The organism is Bacillus sp. FSL L8-0358 (assembly GCF_038593095.1).
Classification (GTDB): Bacteria; Bacillota; Bacilli; order Bacillales; family Bacillaceae; genus Bacillus; species Bacillus subtilis.
Genome location: NZ_CP151962.1, coordinates 1,000,377 through 1,018,817, shown reverse-complemented (window position 1 = coordinate 1,018,817; position 18,441 = coordinate 1,000,377). Strand labels below are relative to the sequence as shown.

The following is an 18,441-nucleotide window of genomic DNA, read 5'->3' as shown; positions in this document are numbered from 1 at the left end:
AACAAAGGATAAGGAGTCACCTCCTGATATAATCATTTTTCCTTAACATTGAGGTACGCGGTGTATTGTTGCCTAAGCAGAGGGCCCCATCATACCACCTCCAAAAGTCAAAGTTTGATTATAAATTGTATATTTTATTGTAACACAACTCATTCCAAAAATGATTTTTAATTTTTAGACTTTTATCATGGTCAATTCTGCGCCTGTCTGGATTGGAAGAGGAAGGATTTTGCGGATATAAAAAGAAAACAGCCTTGAAAACTGTTTTCTTTTCTTTGCCTTCTTAAGCAAAATCTTTATATAAAGAAATGAAAATGTCCCGTGAGTTTTTAATCTGCTCGATCGGCACACTGAAGGATAATCGGAAATGCCCGCTCATTCCAAAACCGCTGCTCGGCACAATTAATAATTTGTATTTTTGGGCGGCATGCACGCAAAATGCAACTTCATCTTCAATCGGCGATCTCGGAAAAACAAAGAAACCTCCCTTTGGCATTTCAAATTCAAAACCGGCTTCTTTTAAAATGTCTACCATTAAATCCCGGCGCTCTTTATAAGCGCTCGCGTCTACTCTTAAATCATCCATTCGTGCCACAGCCCGCTGCATCATGACAGGGGCATTCACAAATCCAAGCGTTCGATTACAATACACAAAAGCGTTGATCAAAAGGTCCGCATCCGGCATTCGGCTGTCCAATCCGATATACCCGAGCCGCTCCCCGGCTATGCCGAGATCTTTACTGAATGAGCTGGCCAATATCACACGATGGTACGATTGAAACGGATTTGCCAGCTCTTCATCATAGATTAATTGACTGTACGGTTCATCAAACAGCACATAAATCGTCTGGCCGCTCTTCTCTTCTATTTCTTTTAATAAAGCGCCTAAATCGTCTATATTTTTCTGGCTGAGAACCGTGCCTGTGGGGTTATGCGGTGTATTGAGGATCAGCCCTTTCGTCTGTGGAGTGATCGATTGCCTTACCGCTTCAATGTCGATCTCAAACCGGCCTGTCAACGGGCAGCTGACGGGCTTTCCCCCGTAGTTCTCAATATACAACTTATATTCGGCAAAATAAGGTGCGAGAATAATGACCTCTTCCCCAGGGTTTACGATGCTTTTTAACGCAACATTCAAAGCGCCTCCCGCGCCCACCGTCATGACGATACGCTCCGCTGAGAAATCAGCTTCAAAACGCGACCCCAGAAATTGCGCGACTTTTTCTCTGGCTGCAGGAAGCCCTTGGTTTTGTATGTATCCGTGGCTGCCTTTTTCAGCTTCCTCTATTAACGCTCTCTTAAAAGCTTCAGGCGGTTCAACAATCGGGTTGCCGAGTGAAAAATCAAATACCTGGTCTTCCCCGAACTCCTTCTTCAGCCTTGCACCTTCATCAAACAGCTTGCGAATCCATGATCCTTTATTTAAGTTTTCTTCAACTTCCCGGGATAACCCAGCCAATTTCATCTGTCCCTTCCGCATATAAAAATTTGAAAATTCTATCTTCCTATGTTACTTCAATCAGATGATGAATTCCACAACTTCCAATTCCGGTCCGAAAAAAACAATAAACTTGTGCAAGACACCGTTCATATATTAAACTATTCTCATAACTATAACGTGATGGTTGGGAGGGATATAGATGGGGCTGAGACTTATCGCATCAGTGAACTAGCGGCACTCGCCGGAGTAACGAAACGGACAGTTGATTATTATACGAATCTCGGTCTGCTTACGCCGGCCAGATCCTGTTCAAATTACCGTTACTACGACGAAAATGCACTCAAACGACTTATATTTATTGTAGATTGCAAGAAGCAGCGATTGGCCCTGTCCGATATTAAAGATCGACTGGAGAACCAGTTTCCCTCTTCAGCTAAACTTGATGATGAAATTGGAAATCTGGCATTAGAAATTGATCATATGAATCAAAACATCTCCGGAATCTTGCATCGGTTTGAACGGCTGAAGCCCGAGGATCGTGACAAGCTGAAAAGCAAACTCCCGCCTGAAAAGCTCGCCGTGTTCCAATCATTTATGCTGCTGTTAAGTTAAAACCATTTTATCTAACAGGAGGTGTTACCTTCATTCTCATTGCTAGAGTGAAGGTTCTAATTGGACATAGTGAATTTGATTTTAGTTGCTGTTTTAATCGCCCTGACGGCATTTTTCGTGGCATCTGAGTTTGCCATTATCAGAATCAGAGGCTCACGGATCGATCAGCTGATCGCGGAAGGAAATAAAGCAGCAATAGCCGTAAAAAAAGTGACCACGCATCTTGATGAATATTTATCTGCGTGTCAGCTCGGAATTACATTGACTTCCATCGGATTAGGGGTTTTAGGTGAATCAACGATCGAAAGGCTGCTTCACCCGCTTTTCGTACAAATGAACGTTCCAGGTTCCCTTTCACATGTCATATCGTTTATTTTTGCGTATGCCATTATCACGTTCTTACACGTTGTTGTCGGAGAACTTGCACCTAAGACAGTCGCTATCCAAAAGGCGGAAGCAGTGTCTATGCTGTTTGCGAAACCGCTGATTTGGTTTTACCGCATCGCGTTCCCATTCATTTGGCTTTTGAACAATTCCGCACGGTTATTGACCAAAGCCTTTGGCCTGGAGACCGTTTCAGAAAACGAACTGGCTCACTCAGAAGAAGAGCTGCGAATCATTTTGTCTGAAAGCTATAAAAGCGGTGAAATCAACCAATCAGAGTTTAAATATGTGAATAAAATCTTTGAATTTGACGACAGGCTTGCGAAAGAAATTATGATTCCGCGGACCGAAATTGTCAGCCTTCCGCATGATATCAAGATTTCTGAAATGATGGACATCATTCAGATTGAAAAATATACCCGCTACCCTGTGGAAGAGGGCGATAAAGATAACATTATCGGGGTTATTAACATTAAAGAAGTGCTGACCGCCTGCATCAGCGGTGAGGTATCTGTTGATTCCACCATTTCTCAATTCGTCAACCCGATCATTCATGTCATTGAATCTGCGCCGATCCAAGACCTGCTTGTCAAAATGCAAAAAGAGAGGGTCCACATGGCCATATTGTCTGATGAATACGGCGGTACTGCCGGGCTTGTGACGGTTGAGGACATCATTGAGGAAATTGTCGGTGAAATCCGCGACGAATTTGATATTGATGAAATTAGCGAAATCCGCAAAATCGGCGAAGGCCATTATATTCTTGACGGAAAAGTGTTAATTGACCAAGTAAACGACCTGCTAGGCATTCATTTAGAGAACGAAGAAGTCGATACAATCGGCGGCTGGTTCCTTACTCAAAAATACGATGTTGAAAAAGATGATTCCATCATCGAAGAGGGCTGCGAATTCATCATTAATGAAATTGACGGCCACCACGTCGCATATATTGAAGTGAAAAAGCTTCAAGAAGAAGAACTTCTGGAGACAGCTAACCAGCAGGAAGCATAATAAGAAAAGCACCTTGTATAAGGTGCTTTTCTTATTTTCACAGTTTCAGGGCAATCTCTCAGAACGCCTTATAGCTGATCAAGTTTATTCTCTAGTTCTTTAATACGCTGATTCAAAGCCTCTGTCATTGCTGCAAGTCTTTCCTTTGAAGGCAGGTGGGCAAAATCAGCCTGGTGAAGAGGCTCACCGATAATCAGCTTCATTTTTCCTTTTTTGAATAATTCTTTTCCGCTTGAGGGGCCCTGATATGCAGCGGGGACAAGCGGCGCTTTCCCCATTTGCGCAATCGTCACCGCACCTCTTTTCAAAGGCACATCCTCAGAGGTTCTTGTTCCGCTTGGGAAGATACCGACGATCTCTCCTTCTTTCAGCAGCTTAATCGGCGTTTTAATACTGCTTGGCCCGGGATTTTCCCGATCTACCGGAAAGGCATGAATTTTCTTCAGAAACGAACCGATCCATTTATTTTGAAAAAGCTCTTTTTTCGCCATGTAGTGTATTTGATAAGGAAGAATCCCGACTCCGAGTGTAATCACATCAACCCAGCCGGAATGTGTACACGCGATGACAAAACCTGAATCGGCCGGAAGGTTTTCTTTGTTATACACCTTCACTCCTCCGCGAAGAGAAAGAATAACTTTTAAAGCATTTGCACAAAACTTATACATATCGCACTTCCTTTGTCGTAATCAATGATTCTTTCTGTCATCTATTATAACAACATTTTTTATTACCTGGTACTAATTTTTAAGATTTCTCCCGTTAAAACGCCAAAAAGCTGAGGATTCATCCTCAGCTTTTGTTATATTTCCTCTCTGGTCGCCGGGGCCATAAACTCCGGTCCGACAGGGTCTGATATCGTATTTTCCAATATAGTATTGATATCTTTCTGATCTTCACTGTTCAGCGTCCAGCCTGTAATCTCAGATAGGGCCTCAAGCTGCCCAGGCTTTCTTGCTCCCCAAAGAGCGATATCCGCTCCCGGCTGATCTAAGATCCATCTGACAGCAATGTGAATCACTGATTTTCCATAACGTGTCTTCGCCAGCTTATCCAATTGATTGACAGCAGAAAGATACTCTTTAAAGCGGGGCTTCTGGAATTTTGGATCGTGATTACGCAGATCATCGCCCTCAAATGTATACTCTTCGGTCATTTTTCCTGTTAACAGCCCTCTGCATAAACTGCCGTATAATAATGTTGTTATCTTGTTATCTTTCGCATAAGGAAGAACACTCTCTTCCATCTCTCTTTCAAACAGATTATATGGAGGCTGAATCGTATGGAGAGGTGCGACGGCGCGAAATGTATCCATTTGCTCAATTGAAAAATTGCTGACGCCAATCGCCCGGATTTTTCCCGCATCATATAATTCCTTCATGACTTCAGCCGTTTCTTCAATTGGCACAAGCGGATCGGGCCAATGCACCTGATAAAGATCAATATAGTCTGTTTGAAGCCGCTTCAAAGAATTCTCAACTTCCTCTACAATTCTCGCTCTGTTCGCATGGCGGAACAGCTGGTTGTTCTTCCAGTCCAGAGCCGTTTTCGTTGCGAGAATCACCTGGTCTCTTTTGCCGTACTCTTTGATTGCCTTTCCGACAATTTCCTCGGACTGCCCGAAGCCGTAAGCCGGCGCGGTGTCAATCAGTGTAATCCCCTGATCAAGAGCGGCGCGGATTGTTTCAATCGATGTTTTTTCGTCAGTGCCTCCCCACATCGTTCCGCCAATGGCCCATGTGCCGAGGCCGATTCTGGAGGCTTCTATTCCTGTATCTGCTATACTGGTATATTCCATTTTGCCACTCCTTCACTTTTTCACTATCTTTTCCCCTCTGGAAAAAATGTTAAACATTTCTCCGCACTATCTTTTGGGGCCATTTTTGGGTACTATATAGTAATGGTGTTTGATTAGGTATAAAAAAGCCGTTTGCATGTAATGTGCAACTTTAAACCTTTCTTATGCGTGTATAACATAGAGGGGAGAAAAGGCAGTGACGATCGATGAAATTTACCAAATGTACATGAATGATGTTTACAGGTTCCTGCTCTCCATGACAAAAGACAAGCATCTTGCTGAAGACTTGCTGCAGGAAACCTTTATGCGGGCATACATACACATTCACTCCTATGATCACAGCAAAGTAAAGCCCTGGCTTTTTCAAGTGGCGCGAAACGCCTTCATTGATTACGTCAGAAAGCATAAGAAAGAAGTAACCATTTCTGATGACTTAATCGGAAGCCTCTTTCAAAATGCTGTTCAAAGTCCTGCCCATCAGGTAGAGATAAAGGAAGTGCTGACTGGTTATATGTCCGAGCTCCCCGATAATTATCGGGAGGCCTTAACGCTATATTATTTAAAAGAGTTAAACTACAAAGAAGCATCCCATATTATGAATATTTCAGAGGCGAATTTTAAAAGTGTTTTATTTCGTGCCAGACAGCGGCTGAAAGCACTTTATAATAGAGGTGTTAATGATGAATGAAGAATTTAAAAAGCGTTTTGATCAATATAAAAATGGGGAAATGAGCGACCAGGAAATGACTGCATTTGAGGAAGAACTTGAGAAGCTCGAAGTATATCAGGAACTGATTGACAGCGAACTAGAGGACGATAACGATTGGGATCTCAGCATCAGTCCTGAAAAACAAAAAGCGATTTTAGCCTACGGCAAACGCAAGTCTTATTTGCGAATTTCTGTGCTTGCCGTCATTTCGACATTGATGATTTTGCCGCTTTGTACGCTGGGAAGCTACCTCTATTACGGAATGGGTGGAAAACACAGCACCGGCAATGAGTTTATGGAAACTGCCGCAGTCACTGTAGCCCTGACCATGCCGAATGTTCTTGTTGATACTTCCGGACTGAAAAGCCAAGTGAAACTATTTGGAATGAATACGGAATTCCCGCTGCAAAAGCAGATTGGCACGAAGACGGCTGCCGTAGGGAATGAACGGGTTGAAATGTTTTATAACAAAGTAAAAGCGCCGGCAGTAAACTACTATGACTTAGAAGTGAATAAAACCGGCCATTACTTTACACATCCTTCAAACAAGTCTGAACAAACGACCGCAAAAGCAGAAAAAACGTTAAGCACATTGCCCGAAGGAACGGTATCAGAGGTCTACCTTTCATATGACCGTGCATATCCGACAAAAGACGTGTATAACAAATTCAAAGGCTATGATGTGAGCTTTTTGTGGAACGCAATCGAAACAGAGAAAAACACAAATAAGACAGCTTCCACAGAACCTCTTGGCTATCCTGGGAAGGATTCAAAGTTCTTGGCCGCCCTTAATACAAAAGGCAAGTCGAATGGCGATCAGTTTATCAACGCCCTGAAATTCATGTCCAAACACGAAAAATGGGCTCAGGTCATTTCAAAACGGAAAGACCTGAATGTAGATAACCGATTAGATTATGTAGAGAAAAACGGTGTCAATGTATACGGTTCGGTCGTTACAGGGCCAACCAAGGAAATCCAGCGCATGCTGAAAAATAAATCTGTAAAATCAGCGAATGTCGGCGAGGTGGAATTATGGAACTGGTAAGAATTTTTAAAGAACACAATGTATTCGGCTGGATCTCTGTCGGGACAGCGGTTCTGTCCCTGCTGTTGCTGAATTTGGCCATTATCAGCAACGTCACGTTTTATTCCTATCAAATGCTTCCATTCGCCATGGCTGCCGTTCCGTTTGGCGTTGTTGAACTCTTCATCAAGAGAGGGCGCACAGGCCCCGGCCTGCTCGGCGTCATCCTTAATCTCTTTGTGATTATTTGTGTGTATACCATTGTATCTGTAGATACGAATTTACAGTTTGGCTTTTAAAAAAGACGCCTTTTCAGGCGTCTTTTTTTCGTTATACCGGTTTTCGGAACAAATAACTTTCTATAGTAAAACCCATTTTATCTGTATAAAATCGATGTGCGTCTTTACGCTGAAGGCCAGATGAAAGACTGACAAAACCGAGTCCGGCTTTTCTCGCCCAGTCTGAGGTATAATCCAAAAGCATTTTGCCGTATCCCTTTGATCGGCAAGGTGCCGTTGTAACAAGATCCGCAATCCACAAGTGCTCTCCTTTATGAATGGAAACTCTCGGCAGAGCCCCGCACAGCGCTCTGATTGCTGTATTTTCATATAAGGCAAACAGCATATACGATTCTTTCTGCACACAGGCTTCAAGCCTTTGTAAATACGTCTCTATATCCAGTTCTGTTCTCAATTCACTCATAATCGGATACGACTCAGCCCATTCTTCTTTCGAGGTTAATTGTTTCATATGGATCATCTTCTCAATCCCCTTTCCTTTCGTTACAATGATCATAGCTAATAAATGGCATTTGCCAAATAGCCAATATCAGAAAAAATGACCATGCCAGCTACAAAGGAGACATGAGATGGATATTACGCCGTTTCTTGATAAAAAGAGCAAAACACCGCTGTATGAGCAGCTTTATACCTTTTTTAAACAAGAAATTTCACATGCGCGAATCACAAAGGGAACAAGACTTCCGTCAAAACGCAGGCTCTCCAGCTTGCTCGATGTCAGCACGGCAACTATAGAACGAGCTTATGAGCAATTAACTGCTGAGGGCTATGTCAAAAGCAAGCCGAAAATCGGCTGGTTCGCGGCGGAAGTAGAACCAGGATTCCCGACAGCTCCTGACCATTTTCAGCAGTCTGTACAGCCGGGATTACCTGAAAAGAACGCACCTGCTATTGACTTCCATCAGGGCAGCGTTGATCCGACCCTCTTTCCCTTTAACGCATGGAGAAAAAGCATAGTAAAAAGTCTTGATCGCTATTCCGGATCGTTTCACACCTCTGGCGACCCTCAAGGAGAATACGAACTCAGGCACATGATTGCCCGATTCGTCAGGCTGTCTCGGGGAGTAAATTGCGAACCCGGCCAGATTATCATCGGCGCAGGAACCACCGTGCTTCTGCAAATTCTTTGCCTTTCGCTAAAGCCAGGTACAAAAATCGGTTTTGAAGAACCAGGCTTTCACCGTTCAAGAAGGATGTTTGAAGCAAATCACATGGATGTCACTCCGATTTGTTCTGATGCAGAAGGCGTCCTGCCGGATGAGCTCTACCGTCAGAATCCTTATCTCATGTATACGACTCCTTCGCATCAGTTTCCGATTGGGACCATTATGACGATTACCCGCAGACAGGAGCTGCTGGCATGGGCGGCAGGAACAAATTCATTCATTATAGAAGATGATTACGATGGAGAATTTCGCTACAGCGGCCATCCCATTCCGTCTTTACAGGGTCTTGATCCGAATGGCAGAGTCATATATCTGGGCACTTTTTCAAAGTCACTTCTGCCTTCTTTGCGGCTCAGCTTCATGATTGTGCCCCCTGAACTCATGGAACCGATTAAAAACAGTGCTCAGTTAATGAAGCAGACCGTCTCTGTTCACTCGCAATTGGCACTGGCAGACTTCATCGAAACCGGAGAGTGGCAAAAACACATAAATAGAATGAGAAGCTTATACCGAAAAAAACACGCTATCCTGTTAGAAGCCATTCGCTCTGAACTGGGAAACACCGTTGAGATTCTCGGTAAGAACTCGGGGCTTCACATTCTGCTGCGCCTTTTGTTTCCAGCAAGTGAGGAAGAAGCAATACAAGCAGCCGCAGACCACGGTGTAACCATCTATCCCGTGTCTCCCTCATATAAAGAACAGACGCCTTTTGCTTCTGTCTTAATCGGTTATGGCGGTTTGTCAGAAGAGGACATCAGGCTCGGCATCCAAAAACTGAAAACGGCATGGGCACCATTGATATCATCTTATTAAATAAAAAACAGGCCCCAGAAACGGAGCCTGTTTTTTTAAAATGATAAAATTCCCGATTAAATTTAAGAACACGATAATAATGGCAAGCGGCACGATAAAACGAAGCAAATAAAACCACGTGTAAAAGAATGCTTTACCTGCATTTGATCCATTTCGCATTTCAGATAAGAGTTCGCTTTTCGAAATTTTCAGCGGGATAAATAGAGAAATTAACAGAGCGCCTGAAGGCATTAAAACATTGCTGACGGTAAAATCGGCAATATCAAAAAATGTTTTGCCAAATAGGTGCACATCACTCAATACGCCATAAGACAAGCAGCATGGGATTCCGACCAAAAAGATCAAAAGCCCGCTCGTCCATGACAGTTTTTTTCTCTTCTTTTCGTCCCCTTTTCCGATTGTGGCAACGATAATTTCAACCATAGAAAATGCTGAGGTTAAGGCTGCAAATAAAAATGCAACGAGAAAGCCGATAAAAAACAACGTGCCGAACGGAAGCTGTTCAAAAACGGCCGGAAGCACTGTAAACAGCAGTGTCGGTCCTTCATTTGGCTGAAAACCGAATGAGAAAACCGCCGGAAAAATAGCCAAACCTGCCAAGAGTGTCACAATGATATTCATCAAGACAATGGAGGCTGCCGAACGAGGGATATTTTGTGTTTTCGGCAAATAAGAGCTGTAGGTCACCATCACCGAAACCCCCAGTGTTAACGTAAAGAAGGCCTGTCCCAGCGCGAATAATATGGATTCCGGAGTCAGATCGCCGAAATGAGGCACAAGCAGAAACTTTACGCCTTCCATCGCACCATTAAGCGTAAGAGACCGAAGAACGAGCAGAATAAACAATAAAAACAAAATCGGCATCATCACCGCGCTTACCCGTTCAATCCCTTTTTGAACCCCTCTTGCGACAACGATGACAGTAAGTACCATAAAGACAAGCTGAGCCGCGAGCGTCTGCACCGGATTTTGGATAATAGAAGCAAAAAGATCGCCATACTGTGCTTGAGAAAGCCCGGACAGTGAGCCTGACGCCGTTTTTACGATATACAGCAAAATCCATCCCCCAATTACACTGTAAAACGACAGCACTAAGAAACACGCGGCTACGCCGATCCACCCCGTAAGAAACCAAGCTGATCGTGGCGCTTCTTTTTTATATGCATCAATGGCATTCATCTGGTTCCGTCTTCCAAAAATAAATTCCCCCACCAAAAGCGGATAGCCTAAGAGGATGGTAAATAACACAAAGATAAGAAAAAAGGCTCCTCCCCCATTGGTCCCCGCTACGTAAGGGAACTTCCAAATCGCGCCCAAGCCGATAGCCGAGCCGGCCGCTGCCATGACGAAACCGATTTTCGAAGCCCATTGGACTGGTTTTTGCTCAGACAATAAACGTCACTTCCTTTCCAGCCTATATTATCTCTTATTTTTGTCTTCATTTCTATAGATTCATTTGCCAAGAACAGAAAAGAGAGCGGCCTGTATGACCGCTCTCTTTATCAAAAGGTTATTTATTGATTTAATTTTGAATGCTTTCTTGAATACAGGAAATAAATTACCAAGCCGATTAACAGCCACACTAGGAAGCGGACAATCGTCACCCATCCCAGATTTAAAATCAAGAACAGGCAGAACAGAATCGCCAGGCCTGGGATCACGGGAACTCCCGGGCATTTAAAGGCTCTCGGAAGATCGGGCTGCTTCTTTCTCAAAACGATAACTGCCACAGAAATCAGGACAAATGCCGACAGCGTCCCGATGTTTACCAGCTTTGCAAGTTCATCCAGCGGAACAAGTGAGCCGAGAAGCGCCGACATCGTTCCGAAAAACCAAGTGGCTACATAAGGTGTTTTGTGCTTTGGATGCACTTTAGAAAGTGAGCCTGGCACAAGTCCGTCACGCGACATGGCAAACATGACGCGTGTCTGCCCGTAAAGCATCACGAGCATAACTGTTGTCATTCCCAGCACGGCGCCAATATCAATGATGCCAGCCACCCAGTTTTGTCCTGCGCTTTGAAGAACTAGAGAAACCGGATGATCCACACCCGCAAATTGAGCAAACGGGATAACCCCAGTCATGATTGCTGATACAGTGACATATAAAATCGTGCAAACCAATAAAGAGAAAATAATGCCTTTTGGCAGATCTTTCGCGGGGTTTTTCGTCTCTTCCGCAGCAGAGGAAACAGCGTCAAATCCGATAAAAGCAAAGAATACGAGCGCCGCTGCACTGAATACGCCGCCAAAGCCCATTGGCATAAACGGCTGCCAGTTGTGCGGCTTCACGTAAACGGCTGCCACCGCGATAAACAGCAGAACAACCAGTATCTTCAAGATAACCATGATATTGTTGACTCTTTTTGATTCTTTGATGCCTAAATAAAGCAAATATGTGATCGCCATTACAATGACGAATGCAGGAAGATTAAACAGGGTAAAGGTGCCTTTCACTGCGCCCGGTGCCGCTGTTAAAGCAACCGGAAGATGAATGCCGAGCCCAGATAAAAACGATTGGAAATAACCAGACCAGCCGACCGACACTGCACTTACCGCCAGCATGTATTCTAAAATTAAATCCCACCCGATAATAAAGGCCATAAGCTCTCCCAATGTCGCATAAGTGAATGTATACACCGAACCTGAAACAGGAACACTTGACGCAAATTCCGCGTAAGACAGGGCGGCGAATAAACAAGCCAGCGCCGCCACAACAAATGAAATGGTCAGTCCGGGACCGGCCGTGACTGCACCTGTTCCCGTCAGAACAAAAATCCCTGTGCCAATAATGGCGCCGATTCCAAGCAACGTTAAATCAAATGCCCCTAATTCTCTTTTTAAAGATTTTTCCCCGCTCGTCGCAGCGATTAAATCCTGAATGCTTTTCTTCCTAAAAACGCTCCCTTTCATTCCCCTTCAACTCCCGATCATCTATTTTTATATATTTTATTTGAATTTTCTGAATTCATGAGCAACAATGGTCATTTTTCTTTTTTTCTACTATATTTGTACTGGTCGCGAATCATTCCTTTCTCCTACTCAATATTATATATAAAATTGCAAAAATGAAAACAAAATTGTTAGAAAAATCGACAAATTTTTTATTTTGAAATTTTTTACCATACAAAAAAACCAGCTCTGGAGCTGGTTTTTCGTTGATTACGTTGAAATAAAACGGCCGCCATTCACATGAATGGTCTGCCCTGTCATATAGGAAGATTCGTCAGACGCCAGCAGAACATAGGCGCCTGCATGCTCAACCGGCTGTCCCGGTCTTCCCATTGGGGTATCCAAGCCATGCTGTTTCACTTTTTCCTCAGGGAATGTCGCCGGAATAAGCGGTGTCCAAATCGGACCGGGCGCCACCGCATTCACTCTGATGCCTTTATCTGCAAGCGACTTCGCCATGGAACGCGTAAAGGAGACAATCGCACCCTTTGTGCTGGAATAATCAATTAACGCCGTATCCCCTTCATAAGCGGTAATCGATGTCGTATTAATAATGGCACTCCCCTCTTGCAGGTGAGGCAAAGCTTTCTTCGTCATATGAAACATGGAAAAAATATTTGTGCGAAAGGTTTTTTCCAGCTGTTCTGTTGAAATATTGAGAATGCTGTCCTGGGGATGCTGTTCAGCGGCGTTGTTCACTAAGATATCGAGTTTACCAAAATGGTCCACTGTTTGCCGCACAGCTTGTTCACAATGGTTCTCGTCCCCGACATCTCCCGGGATAAGCAGGCAGCGGACATTCTCCTTTTCGATCCGTTTACGTGTTTCCTCTGCGTCCGAATGCTCGTCTAAGTATAGAATGGAGATATCAGCCCCCTCTTTAGCAAAGGCAATAGCTGCTGCTCTCCCTATTCCGCTGTCGCCTCCAGTAATGATTGCGACTTTTCCTTTCAGTTTTCCGCTTCCACGATAATCCTCGTCCTCTGACAGCGGCAGCGGATTCATTTTTGACTCAATGCCCGGCTGTCTGTCCTGATGCTGCGGTTCTTGTCCTTCTGTTTGTCTGTCCATTGGGTTCACATTCATCACTCCTAGACATGTGGTTGATACTGAACGTTACCACACGACAGAAATGAATAAACGCCAAAATATGTTATGAAAGAACTTCCTCGGGAATGGCACCGGTATATTTCGCTGACGGGCGGAAAATCATGTTGTTTTCTGCTTGTTCCAGCACATGGGCGCACCACCCTACCATTCGGCTTGCTGAAAAGGTCGGAGTAAACAATTCATCGTCAAAATCGATGGCCTTCATCACTGCAGCCGCGTAAAATTCAACATTTGTGTACAGCTTTCGTCCCGGTTTGTAGATTTCTAGCAAACGAATCGCTTCTGCTTCTACATGCAGCGCAAGATCAAGATCACGGTCATTGCCGGCCACCTGTTCTGCTTTCTGTCTCAAAGCTTCTGCCCGCGGGTCTTTTGTTTTGTACACCCTGTGGCCGAATCCCATCAAGCGCTCTCCTTTTTCGAGTTTTTCTTTTAGATATGCTTCAGCATGTTCTTTTTCTCCAATGTCTTCAAGCATTTTTGTCACCGCAGAAGGAGCGCCTCCGTGCAGCGGACCTTTCATCGTGCCGAGAGCAGCCGTGACGGCTGACACTAAATCACTCTCTGTTGATAACGTGACTCGTGCCGAAAAAGTGGATGCGTTCATGCCGTGCTCCATGGCCAGAATCATATAGGTTTCAAGCGCTTTCTTTTTTGCCTCTGAAGGCTGTTCACCTGTGAGCATATAATAGTAGTTTTCGACATGTCCGTACTGGGAAGAAGGTGCAATTGCTTGTTCACCGCGCGTCCATCTTTTTCTGTATGCAATGATGGAAGGCGTGATTGCAATCAGCCTGATTGCTTCTTCTGTTTTCGGATGGAATGTGTACGTATTTTCCCCCAATGCTGAAACAACCGTTCTCAGCACCGACATATCGTCCATGTTGTTTGGCAGTGATTGAATCAAGCGCTCAATATGTTCCGGAAGATTCCGTTCCGCAGCCAGCTTATCTTTAAATACCTGCAATTCTTCAGTTGAAGGCAGTTTTCCAAATAAAATCAAATAAGCCGCTTCTTCAAAGCTGTGATTCAGTGCGATGTCTTTTGCATGATGTCCTCTGTAAATCAGACGCCCTTTTTCACCATCAATATGGCTGATGGATGTTTCCACACATGTAATTCCCTTTAATCCGTAATGTACCATTTGTATTCCCCCTATCCTTTTCTGTTATTATAGTAAATATAATATTTAAAAAATAATGAATATTTTAAAGGGAATTAATTAAAAATATTAATCAGAGGGAGAATAGAAATGGATTTCAAATGGCTTCACACCTTTGTGACCGCTGCAAAATATGAGAACTTCCGAAAAACAGCGGAAACGCTTTTCTTATCTCAGCCCACTGTGACCGTACATATCAAGCAATTAGAAAAAGAAATCAGCTGCAAGCTGTTCGAGCGTAAAGGCAGGCAAATCCAGCTGACTGATGAAGGCAGGGCGTATTTGCCGTATGCGCTCAGGCTTCTTGATGATTATGAAAACAGCATGGCAGAGCTTCACAGAGTGAGACAAGGCTACTCTCAAACCTTACAGCTCGCGGTTTCTCCACTTATTGCAGATACAGTGCTTCCTTCTGTCATGAAGCGGTACACAGCAATGAATACGGAAACAGAAATGGCGGTTACGATTTTCGAATCAGCGGAAATCGCGTCACTGATTAAAGCCGGGGAAGCAGATATCGGACTAAGCTGTTTAAAGGTACAGTCTTCTTCTTTAAGCTGCCACTGCTTATACAAAGACCCTGTCGTCCTTGTTGCCCCGCCCGATAAGCGTTTCATAGAAGACAACGAAATTGATGCCAAAGAGGTGCTCGAACAATACCTGCTTTTGACCCACAATCATCCTGATTACTGGGACGACTTGCTCCGTCAAGTCAGAATGACTTTTCCATTTGTGAGAACAATGAAGGTCACTCAAACACATATAACGAAACGGTTTATCAAGGAAGGACTCGGAGTTTCATTTCTGCCTTTATCTACAGTAAAGCGTGAGTTAGCAGAGAAACAGATGATCAGAATTCCTTATCAGTCTGTACAGCTGCCCTATGCAGGCGCTTACGCGATTGCCCTTTATGAAAATAAGAAAGAAAAAAAATTCTTGGATTTTTTATCACATTTTCATTTTTAGGAGCAACCAAAACGCCTGTGCTCCGTCTAATGAAAAAAACCCGTTCCAATGAACGGGTTTTCTCTAAAAATTAGAATCTTTTCGCACCGAGGTAACGAGGCTTCCAGTAGCTGTTGTTCAGGCTGCTGACTTGTACGCCGTCAGACCCTGCATGAATGAAACTGTTGTTTCCAATGTAAATCCCCATGTGAGAAGGGCCGGATTTATATGTTGTGAAGAAGACGAAATCACCAACAGACGGGCTGGCAATGCTCTTCATAGAACTCCAGTATCCTGCAGTGCTTGTTCTGCCCACACTTGTTTGTTTATTCAGTACGTACCAAATGAATCCGCTGCAGTCAAAGCCGGAAGTTGTCGTTCCGCCCCATTTATATGGCGTTCCGACTAACGCTTTTGCATCAGAAACCAGTTTGCTCACATTAAGTGATGTAGATGACGTTTTGCTGCTTGAAGATGATGAAGATGAAGCAGGTTTTGAGCTGCTTGTGCTTGTTCCTTTCACCTTCAATACTTGGTTGACATAGATTACATCTGATTTTAAGCCGTTTAAGCTTTTTAATTTGCTAACCGTAGTGCCGTATTTGCTCGCAATTTTAGAAAGGCTGTCTCCGCTCTTCACTTTATAAGTAGAAGTGGAAGACGATGACACTTTTGATGAGCTGGAGCTGCTTGAACTAGTTGAACCTTTCAGTTTCAGGACTTGTCCAACACGAAGCAAATCTGATTTTAAGCCATTCAGCTTCTTCAGTTCATTGATTGTCATGCCGTATTTTTTTGAAATTTTCCAAAGGCTGTCCCCGCTCTTTACTTTGTATGTAGAAGAAGAGGTAGAAGAACTGCTGCTTTTTGAACTTGTAGATTTGCCGTTAATCGATAAAGTTTGTCCCACATAAATAATGTCTGAACGAAGGTGGTTCTCTGATTTAATTTTACTGATCGTTGTGTCGTATTTTCTTGAAAGATCCCATAACGTGTCGCCTTTTTTCACCTTAATGCTTTGTGCAGATGCCGCTCCTGCAAATAACGTCGATCCTAAAACAACTGCTGTCGTAGCTGTAATGATTTGCTTTTTCATATTTTCCTCCCCAAATGTTAACTCTCTATATATGTATCTCTTTTTTTTAATTATTCTTATTGATTTCTATTATAAGGATAGATTCCCATCAGAAATAGTCTTGACTTCATGTGACAAATTTCTTAATTATTCGTTCTAAAAAAAAGTTTTTAAGGGTATTAAATATTTCATTTTCGTTGCAAAGGTGACAAAAAATGAGTGCTTTTGTCATGTTTTATGGGATGTTTTTCAACATAAAGGAAATAAATGAAAAACTTTCGGGGTCGGCTCACATACCGGTAAATGAGTGATAAAGAATATTCGAGGAGAGCTGCGGTTATCCGCAGTTTTTTTATTTAAACAAACATATCATGCAAAGACAGAGAGGTAAAGATTTTTCTGAAAAATGAATGCTTTACATCAAATAAGGCAAGATAACGAAAAGTGTTTTTTCATTTCCTTACAAGGCTTTACTTATTGTTTACATGATCAACAGCCATATTTAACAAAATTTTCCTAACATGATAAACGGAATACATTAAAGGAGGCATGAAAAAAATGAATTTGTTTCAAAAAATGAAATCAAAATTTCTGCCAATCGCCGCTGTTTCTGTCCTTACAGCTGGAATTTTTGCCGGAGCTGAGCTGCAGCAAACAGAAAAGGCCAGCGCCAAAAAACAAGACAAAGCTGAGATCAGAAATGTCATTGTGATGATAGGCGACGGCATGGGGACGCCTTACATAAGAGCCTACCGTTCCATGAAAAATAACGGTGACACACCGAATAACCCGAAGTTAACAGAATTTGACCGGAACCTGACAGGCATGATGATGACGCATCCGGATGACCCTGACTATAATATTACAGATTCAGCAGCAGCCGGAACAGCATTAGCAACAGGCGTTAAGACATATAACAATGCAATTGGCGTCGATAAAAACGGAAAAAAAGTGAAATCTGTACTTGAAGAGGCCAAACAGCAAGGCAAGTCAACAGGGCTTGTCGCCACGTCTGAAATTAACCACGCCACTCCAGCCGCATATGGCGCCCACAATGAATCACGGAAAAATATGGACCAAATCGCCAACAGCTATATGGATGACAAAATAAAAGGCAAACATAAAATAGACGTGCTGCTCGGCGGCGGAAAATCTTATTTTAACCGCAAGGATAGAAACTTGACAAAGGAATTCAAACAAGCCGGCTACAGCTATGTGACAACGAAACAAGCATTGAAAAAAAATAAAGATCAGCAGGTGCTCGGGCTTTTCGCAGATGGAGGGCTTGCTAAAGCGCTCGACCGTGACAGTAAAACACCGTCTCTCAAAGACATGACGGTTTCAGCAATTGATCGCCTGAACCAAAATAAAAAAGGATTTTTCTTGATGGTCGAAGGGAGCCAGATTGACTGGGCGGCCCATGACAATGATACCGTAGGAGCCATGAGCGAGGTTAAAGATTTTGAACAGGCCTATAAAGCCGCGATTGAATTTGCGAAAAAAGACAAACATACACTTGTGATTGCAGCTGCTGACCATACAACCGGCGGCTTTACCATTGGCGCGAACGGGGAAAAGAATTGGCACGCAGAACCGATTCTCTCCGCTAAGAAAACACCTGAATTCATGGCCAAAAAAATCAGTAAAGGCAAGCCGGTTAAAGATGTGCTCGCCCGCTATGCCAATCTGAAATTCACATCTGAAGAAATCAAAAGCGTTGAAGCAGCTGCACAGGCTGACAAAAGCAAAGGGGCCTACAAAGCTATCATCAAGATTTTTAATACCCGCTCCAACAGCGGATGGACGAGTACCGATCATACCGGCGAAGAAGTACCGGTATACGCGTACGGCCCCGGAAAAGAAAAATTCCGCGGATTGATTAACAATACGGACCAGGCAAACATCATATTTAAGATTTTAAAAACTGGAAAATAAAAAGGA

Annotated in this window: 17 protein-coding genes; 8 read left to right on the top strand and 9 right to left on the bottom strand. The window is 43.4% G+C overall.

Features of this window, described 5'->3' with window-relative positions; translation table 11 throughout:
- Positions 1–283 precede the first annotated feature (283 nt).
- On the bottom strand, positions 284–1,465 hold the full coding sequence (locus NYE49_RS05255; protein WP_047183551.1) for a pyridoxal phosphate-dependent aminotransferase: 1,182 nt from the start codon (positions 1,463–1,465) through the stop codon (positions 284–286).
- 156 nt (positions 1,466–1,621) lie between these two features.
- Between NYE49_RS05255 and cueR the strand changes: the two genes are divergently transcribed.
- Together cueR and NYE49_RS05245 are read left to right on the top strand one after the other, a co-directional pair.
- A complete protein-coding gene (gene cueR, locus NYE49_RS05250) occupies positions 1,622–2,053 on the top strand; it encodes a Cu(I)-responsive transcriptional regulator (RefSeq protein WP_010886460.1) in 432 nt (143 codons plus the stop codon).
- 60 nt (positions 2,054–2,113) lie between these two features.
- Entirely contained in the window at positions 2,114–3,448 is a 1,335-nt protein-coding gene (locus tag NYE49_RS05245; protein WP_009966903.1) for a hemolysin family protein, read from the top strand.
- Positions 3,449–3,516: 68 nt separating this feature from the next.
- Here the strand turns inward: NYE49_RS05245 and NYE49_RS05240 are convergent, their stop codons facing one another.
- Together NYE49_RS05240 and akrN are read right to left on the bottom strand one after the other, a co-directional pair.
- Complete coding sequence (locus NYE49_RS05240; protein ID WP_003233335.1) at positions 3,517–4,116, bottom strand: 1-acylglycerol-3-phosphate O-acyltransferase; 600 nt, start codon at positions 4,114–4,116, stop codon at positions 3,517–3,519.
- Positions 4,117–4,250: 134 nt separating this feature from the next.
- Positions 4,251–5,246 carry an aldo/keto reductase AkrN gene (akrN, locus tag NYE49_RS05235; RefSeq protein ID WP_047182349.1) on the bottom strand — a complete coding sequence of 332 codons (996 nt, stop codon included), beginning with the start codon at positions 5,244–5,246 and terminating at the stop codon, positions 4,251–4,253.
- 196 nt (positions 5,247–5,442) lie between these two features.
- Here akrN and sigM point away from each other — a divergent pair, with 196 nt between their 5' ends.
- The 3 genes from sigM to NYE49_RS05220 are packed head-to-tail and all read left to right on the top strand — an operon-like array spanning position 5,443 to position 7,278.
- Positions 5,443–5,934 (top strand): RNA polymerase sigma factor SigM, encoded by a 492-nt coding sequence (sigM, locus tag NYE49_RS05230; RefSeq protein WP_003224177.1) that lies wholly within the window; start codon positions 5,443–5,445, stop codon positions 5,932–5,934.
- A complete protein-coding gene (locus NYE49_RS05225; protein ID WP_010886459.1) occupies positions 5,924–7,000 on the top strand; it encodes an anti-sigma factor in 1,077 nt (358 codons plus the stop codon). The genes sigM and NYE49_RS05225 overlap by 11 nt, the downstream gene beginning before the upstream one ends.
- Positions 6,988–7,278, top strand: coding sequence for an anti-sigma-M factor (locus tag NYE49_RS05220; protein ID WP_003233341.1), 291 nt, complete (start codon positions 6,988–6,990; stop codon positions 7,276–7,278). The genes NYE49_RS05225 and NYE49_RS05220 overlap by 13 nt, the downstream gene beginning before the upstream one ends.
- A gap of 31 nt (positions 7,279–7,309) precedes the next feature.
- Here the strand turns inward: NYE49_RS05220 and NYE49_RS05215 are convergent, their stop codons facing one another.
- A complete protein-coding gene (locus tag NYE49_RS05215) occupies positions 7,310–7,738 on the bottom strand; it encodes a GNAT family N-acetyltransferase (RefSeq protein ID WP_047182348.1) in 429 nt (142 codons plus the stop codon).
- 109 nt (positions 7,739–7,847) lie between these two features.
- On the opposite strand from NYE49_RS05215, the gene NYE49_RS05210 reads away from it, so the two are divergent.
- Positions 7,848–9,257, top strand: coding sequence for a PLP-dependent aminotransferase family protein (locus tag NYE49_RS05210; RefSeq protein WP_047182347.1), 1,410 nt, complete (start codon positions 7,848–7,850; stop codon positions 9,255–9,257).
- On the opposite strand, the gene NYE49_RS05205 is transcribed toward NYE49_RS05210, so the two are convergent.
- The 4 genes from NYE49_RS05205 to citA all read right to left on the bottom strand — a co-directional run bounded on the left by NYE49_RS05205 (position 9,246) and on the right by citA (position 14,462).
- Complete coding sequence (locus NYE49_RS05205; RefSeq protein WP_342410970.1) at positions 9,246–10,649, bottom strand: sodium-dependent transporter; 1,404 nt, start codon at positions 10,647–10,649, stop codon at positions 9,246–9,248. The two genes, NYE49_RS05210 and NYE49_RS05205, sit on opposite strands and share 12 nt — an antisense overlap.
- 122 nt (positions 10,650–10,771) lie before the next feature.
- Positions 10,772–12,169, bottom strand: coding sequence for a branched-chain amino acid transporter BcaP (gene bcaP, locus NYE49_RS05200; RefSeq protein WP_003245791.1), 1,398 nt, complete (start codon positions 12,167–12,169; stop codon positions 10,772–10,774).
- Between the two features lie 249 nt (positions 12,170–12,418).
- Entirely contained in the window at positions 12,419–13,288 is an 870-nt protein-coding gene (locus NYE49_RS05195; protein ID WP_100506252.1) for an SDR family oxidoreductase, read from the bottom strand.
- Between the two features lie 73 nt (positions 13,289–13,361).
- Positions 13,362–14,462 carry a citrate synthase CitA gene (gene citA / locus NYE49_RS05190; protein WP_047182345.1) on the bottom strand — a complete coding sequence of 367 codons (1,101 nt, stop codon included), beginning with the start codon at positions 14,460–14,462 and terminating at the stop codon, positions 13,362–13,364.
- A gap of 108 nt (positions 14,463–14,570) precedes the next feature.
- Here citA and citR point away from each other — a divergent pair, with 108 nt between their 5' ends.
- Complete coding sequence (gene citR / locus NYE49_RS05185) at positions 14,571–15,446, top strand: transcriptional regulator CitR (protein ID WP_003233357.1); 876 nt, start codon at positions 14,571–14,573, stop codon at positions 15,444–15,446.
- A 70-nt stretch (positions 15,447–15,516) separates the two neighbouring features.
- Here the strand turns inward: citR and lytE are convergent, their stop codons facing one another.
- The gene (lytE, locus tag NYE49_RS05180; protein WP_174616648.1) at positions 15,517–16,521 is read right to left on the bottom strand and encodes a peptidoglycan endopeptidase LytE; all 1,005 of its coding nucleotides are present in this window, start codon (positions 16,519–16,521) and stop codon (positions 15,517–15,519) included.
- A 528-nt stretch (positions 16,522–17,049) separates the two neighbouring features.
- On the opposite strand from lytE, the gene phoA reads away from it, so the two are divergent.
- Positions 17,050–18,435: an alkaline phosphatase PhoA gene (gene phoA, locus NYE49_RS05175; RefSeq protein ID WP_174616649.1), complete on the top strand. Its 1,386-nt coding sequence runs from the start codon at positions 17,050–17,052 to the stop codon at positions 18,433–18,435.
- Positions 18,436–18,441 lie beyond the last annotated feature (6 nt).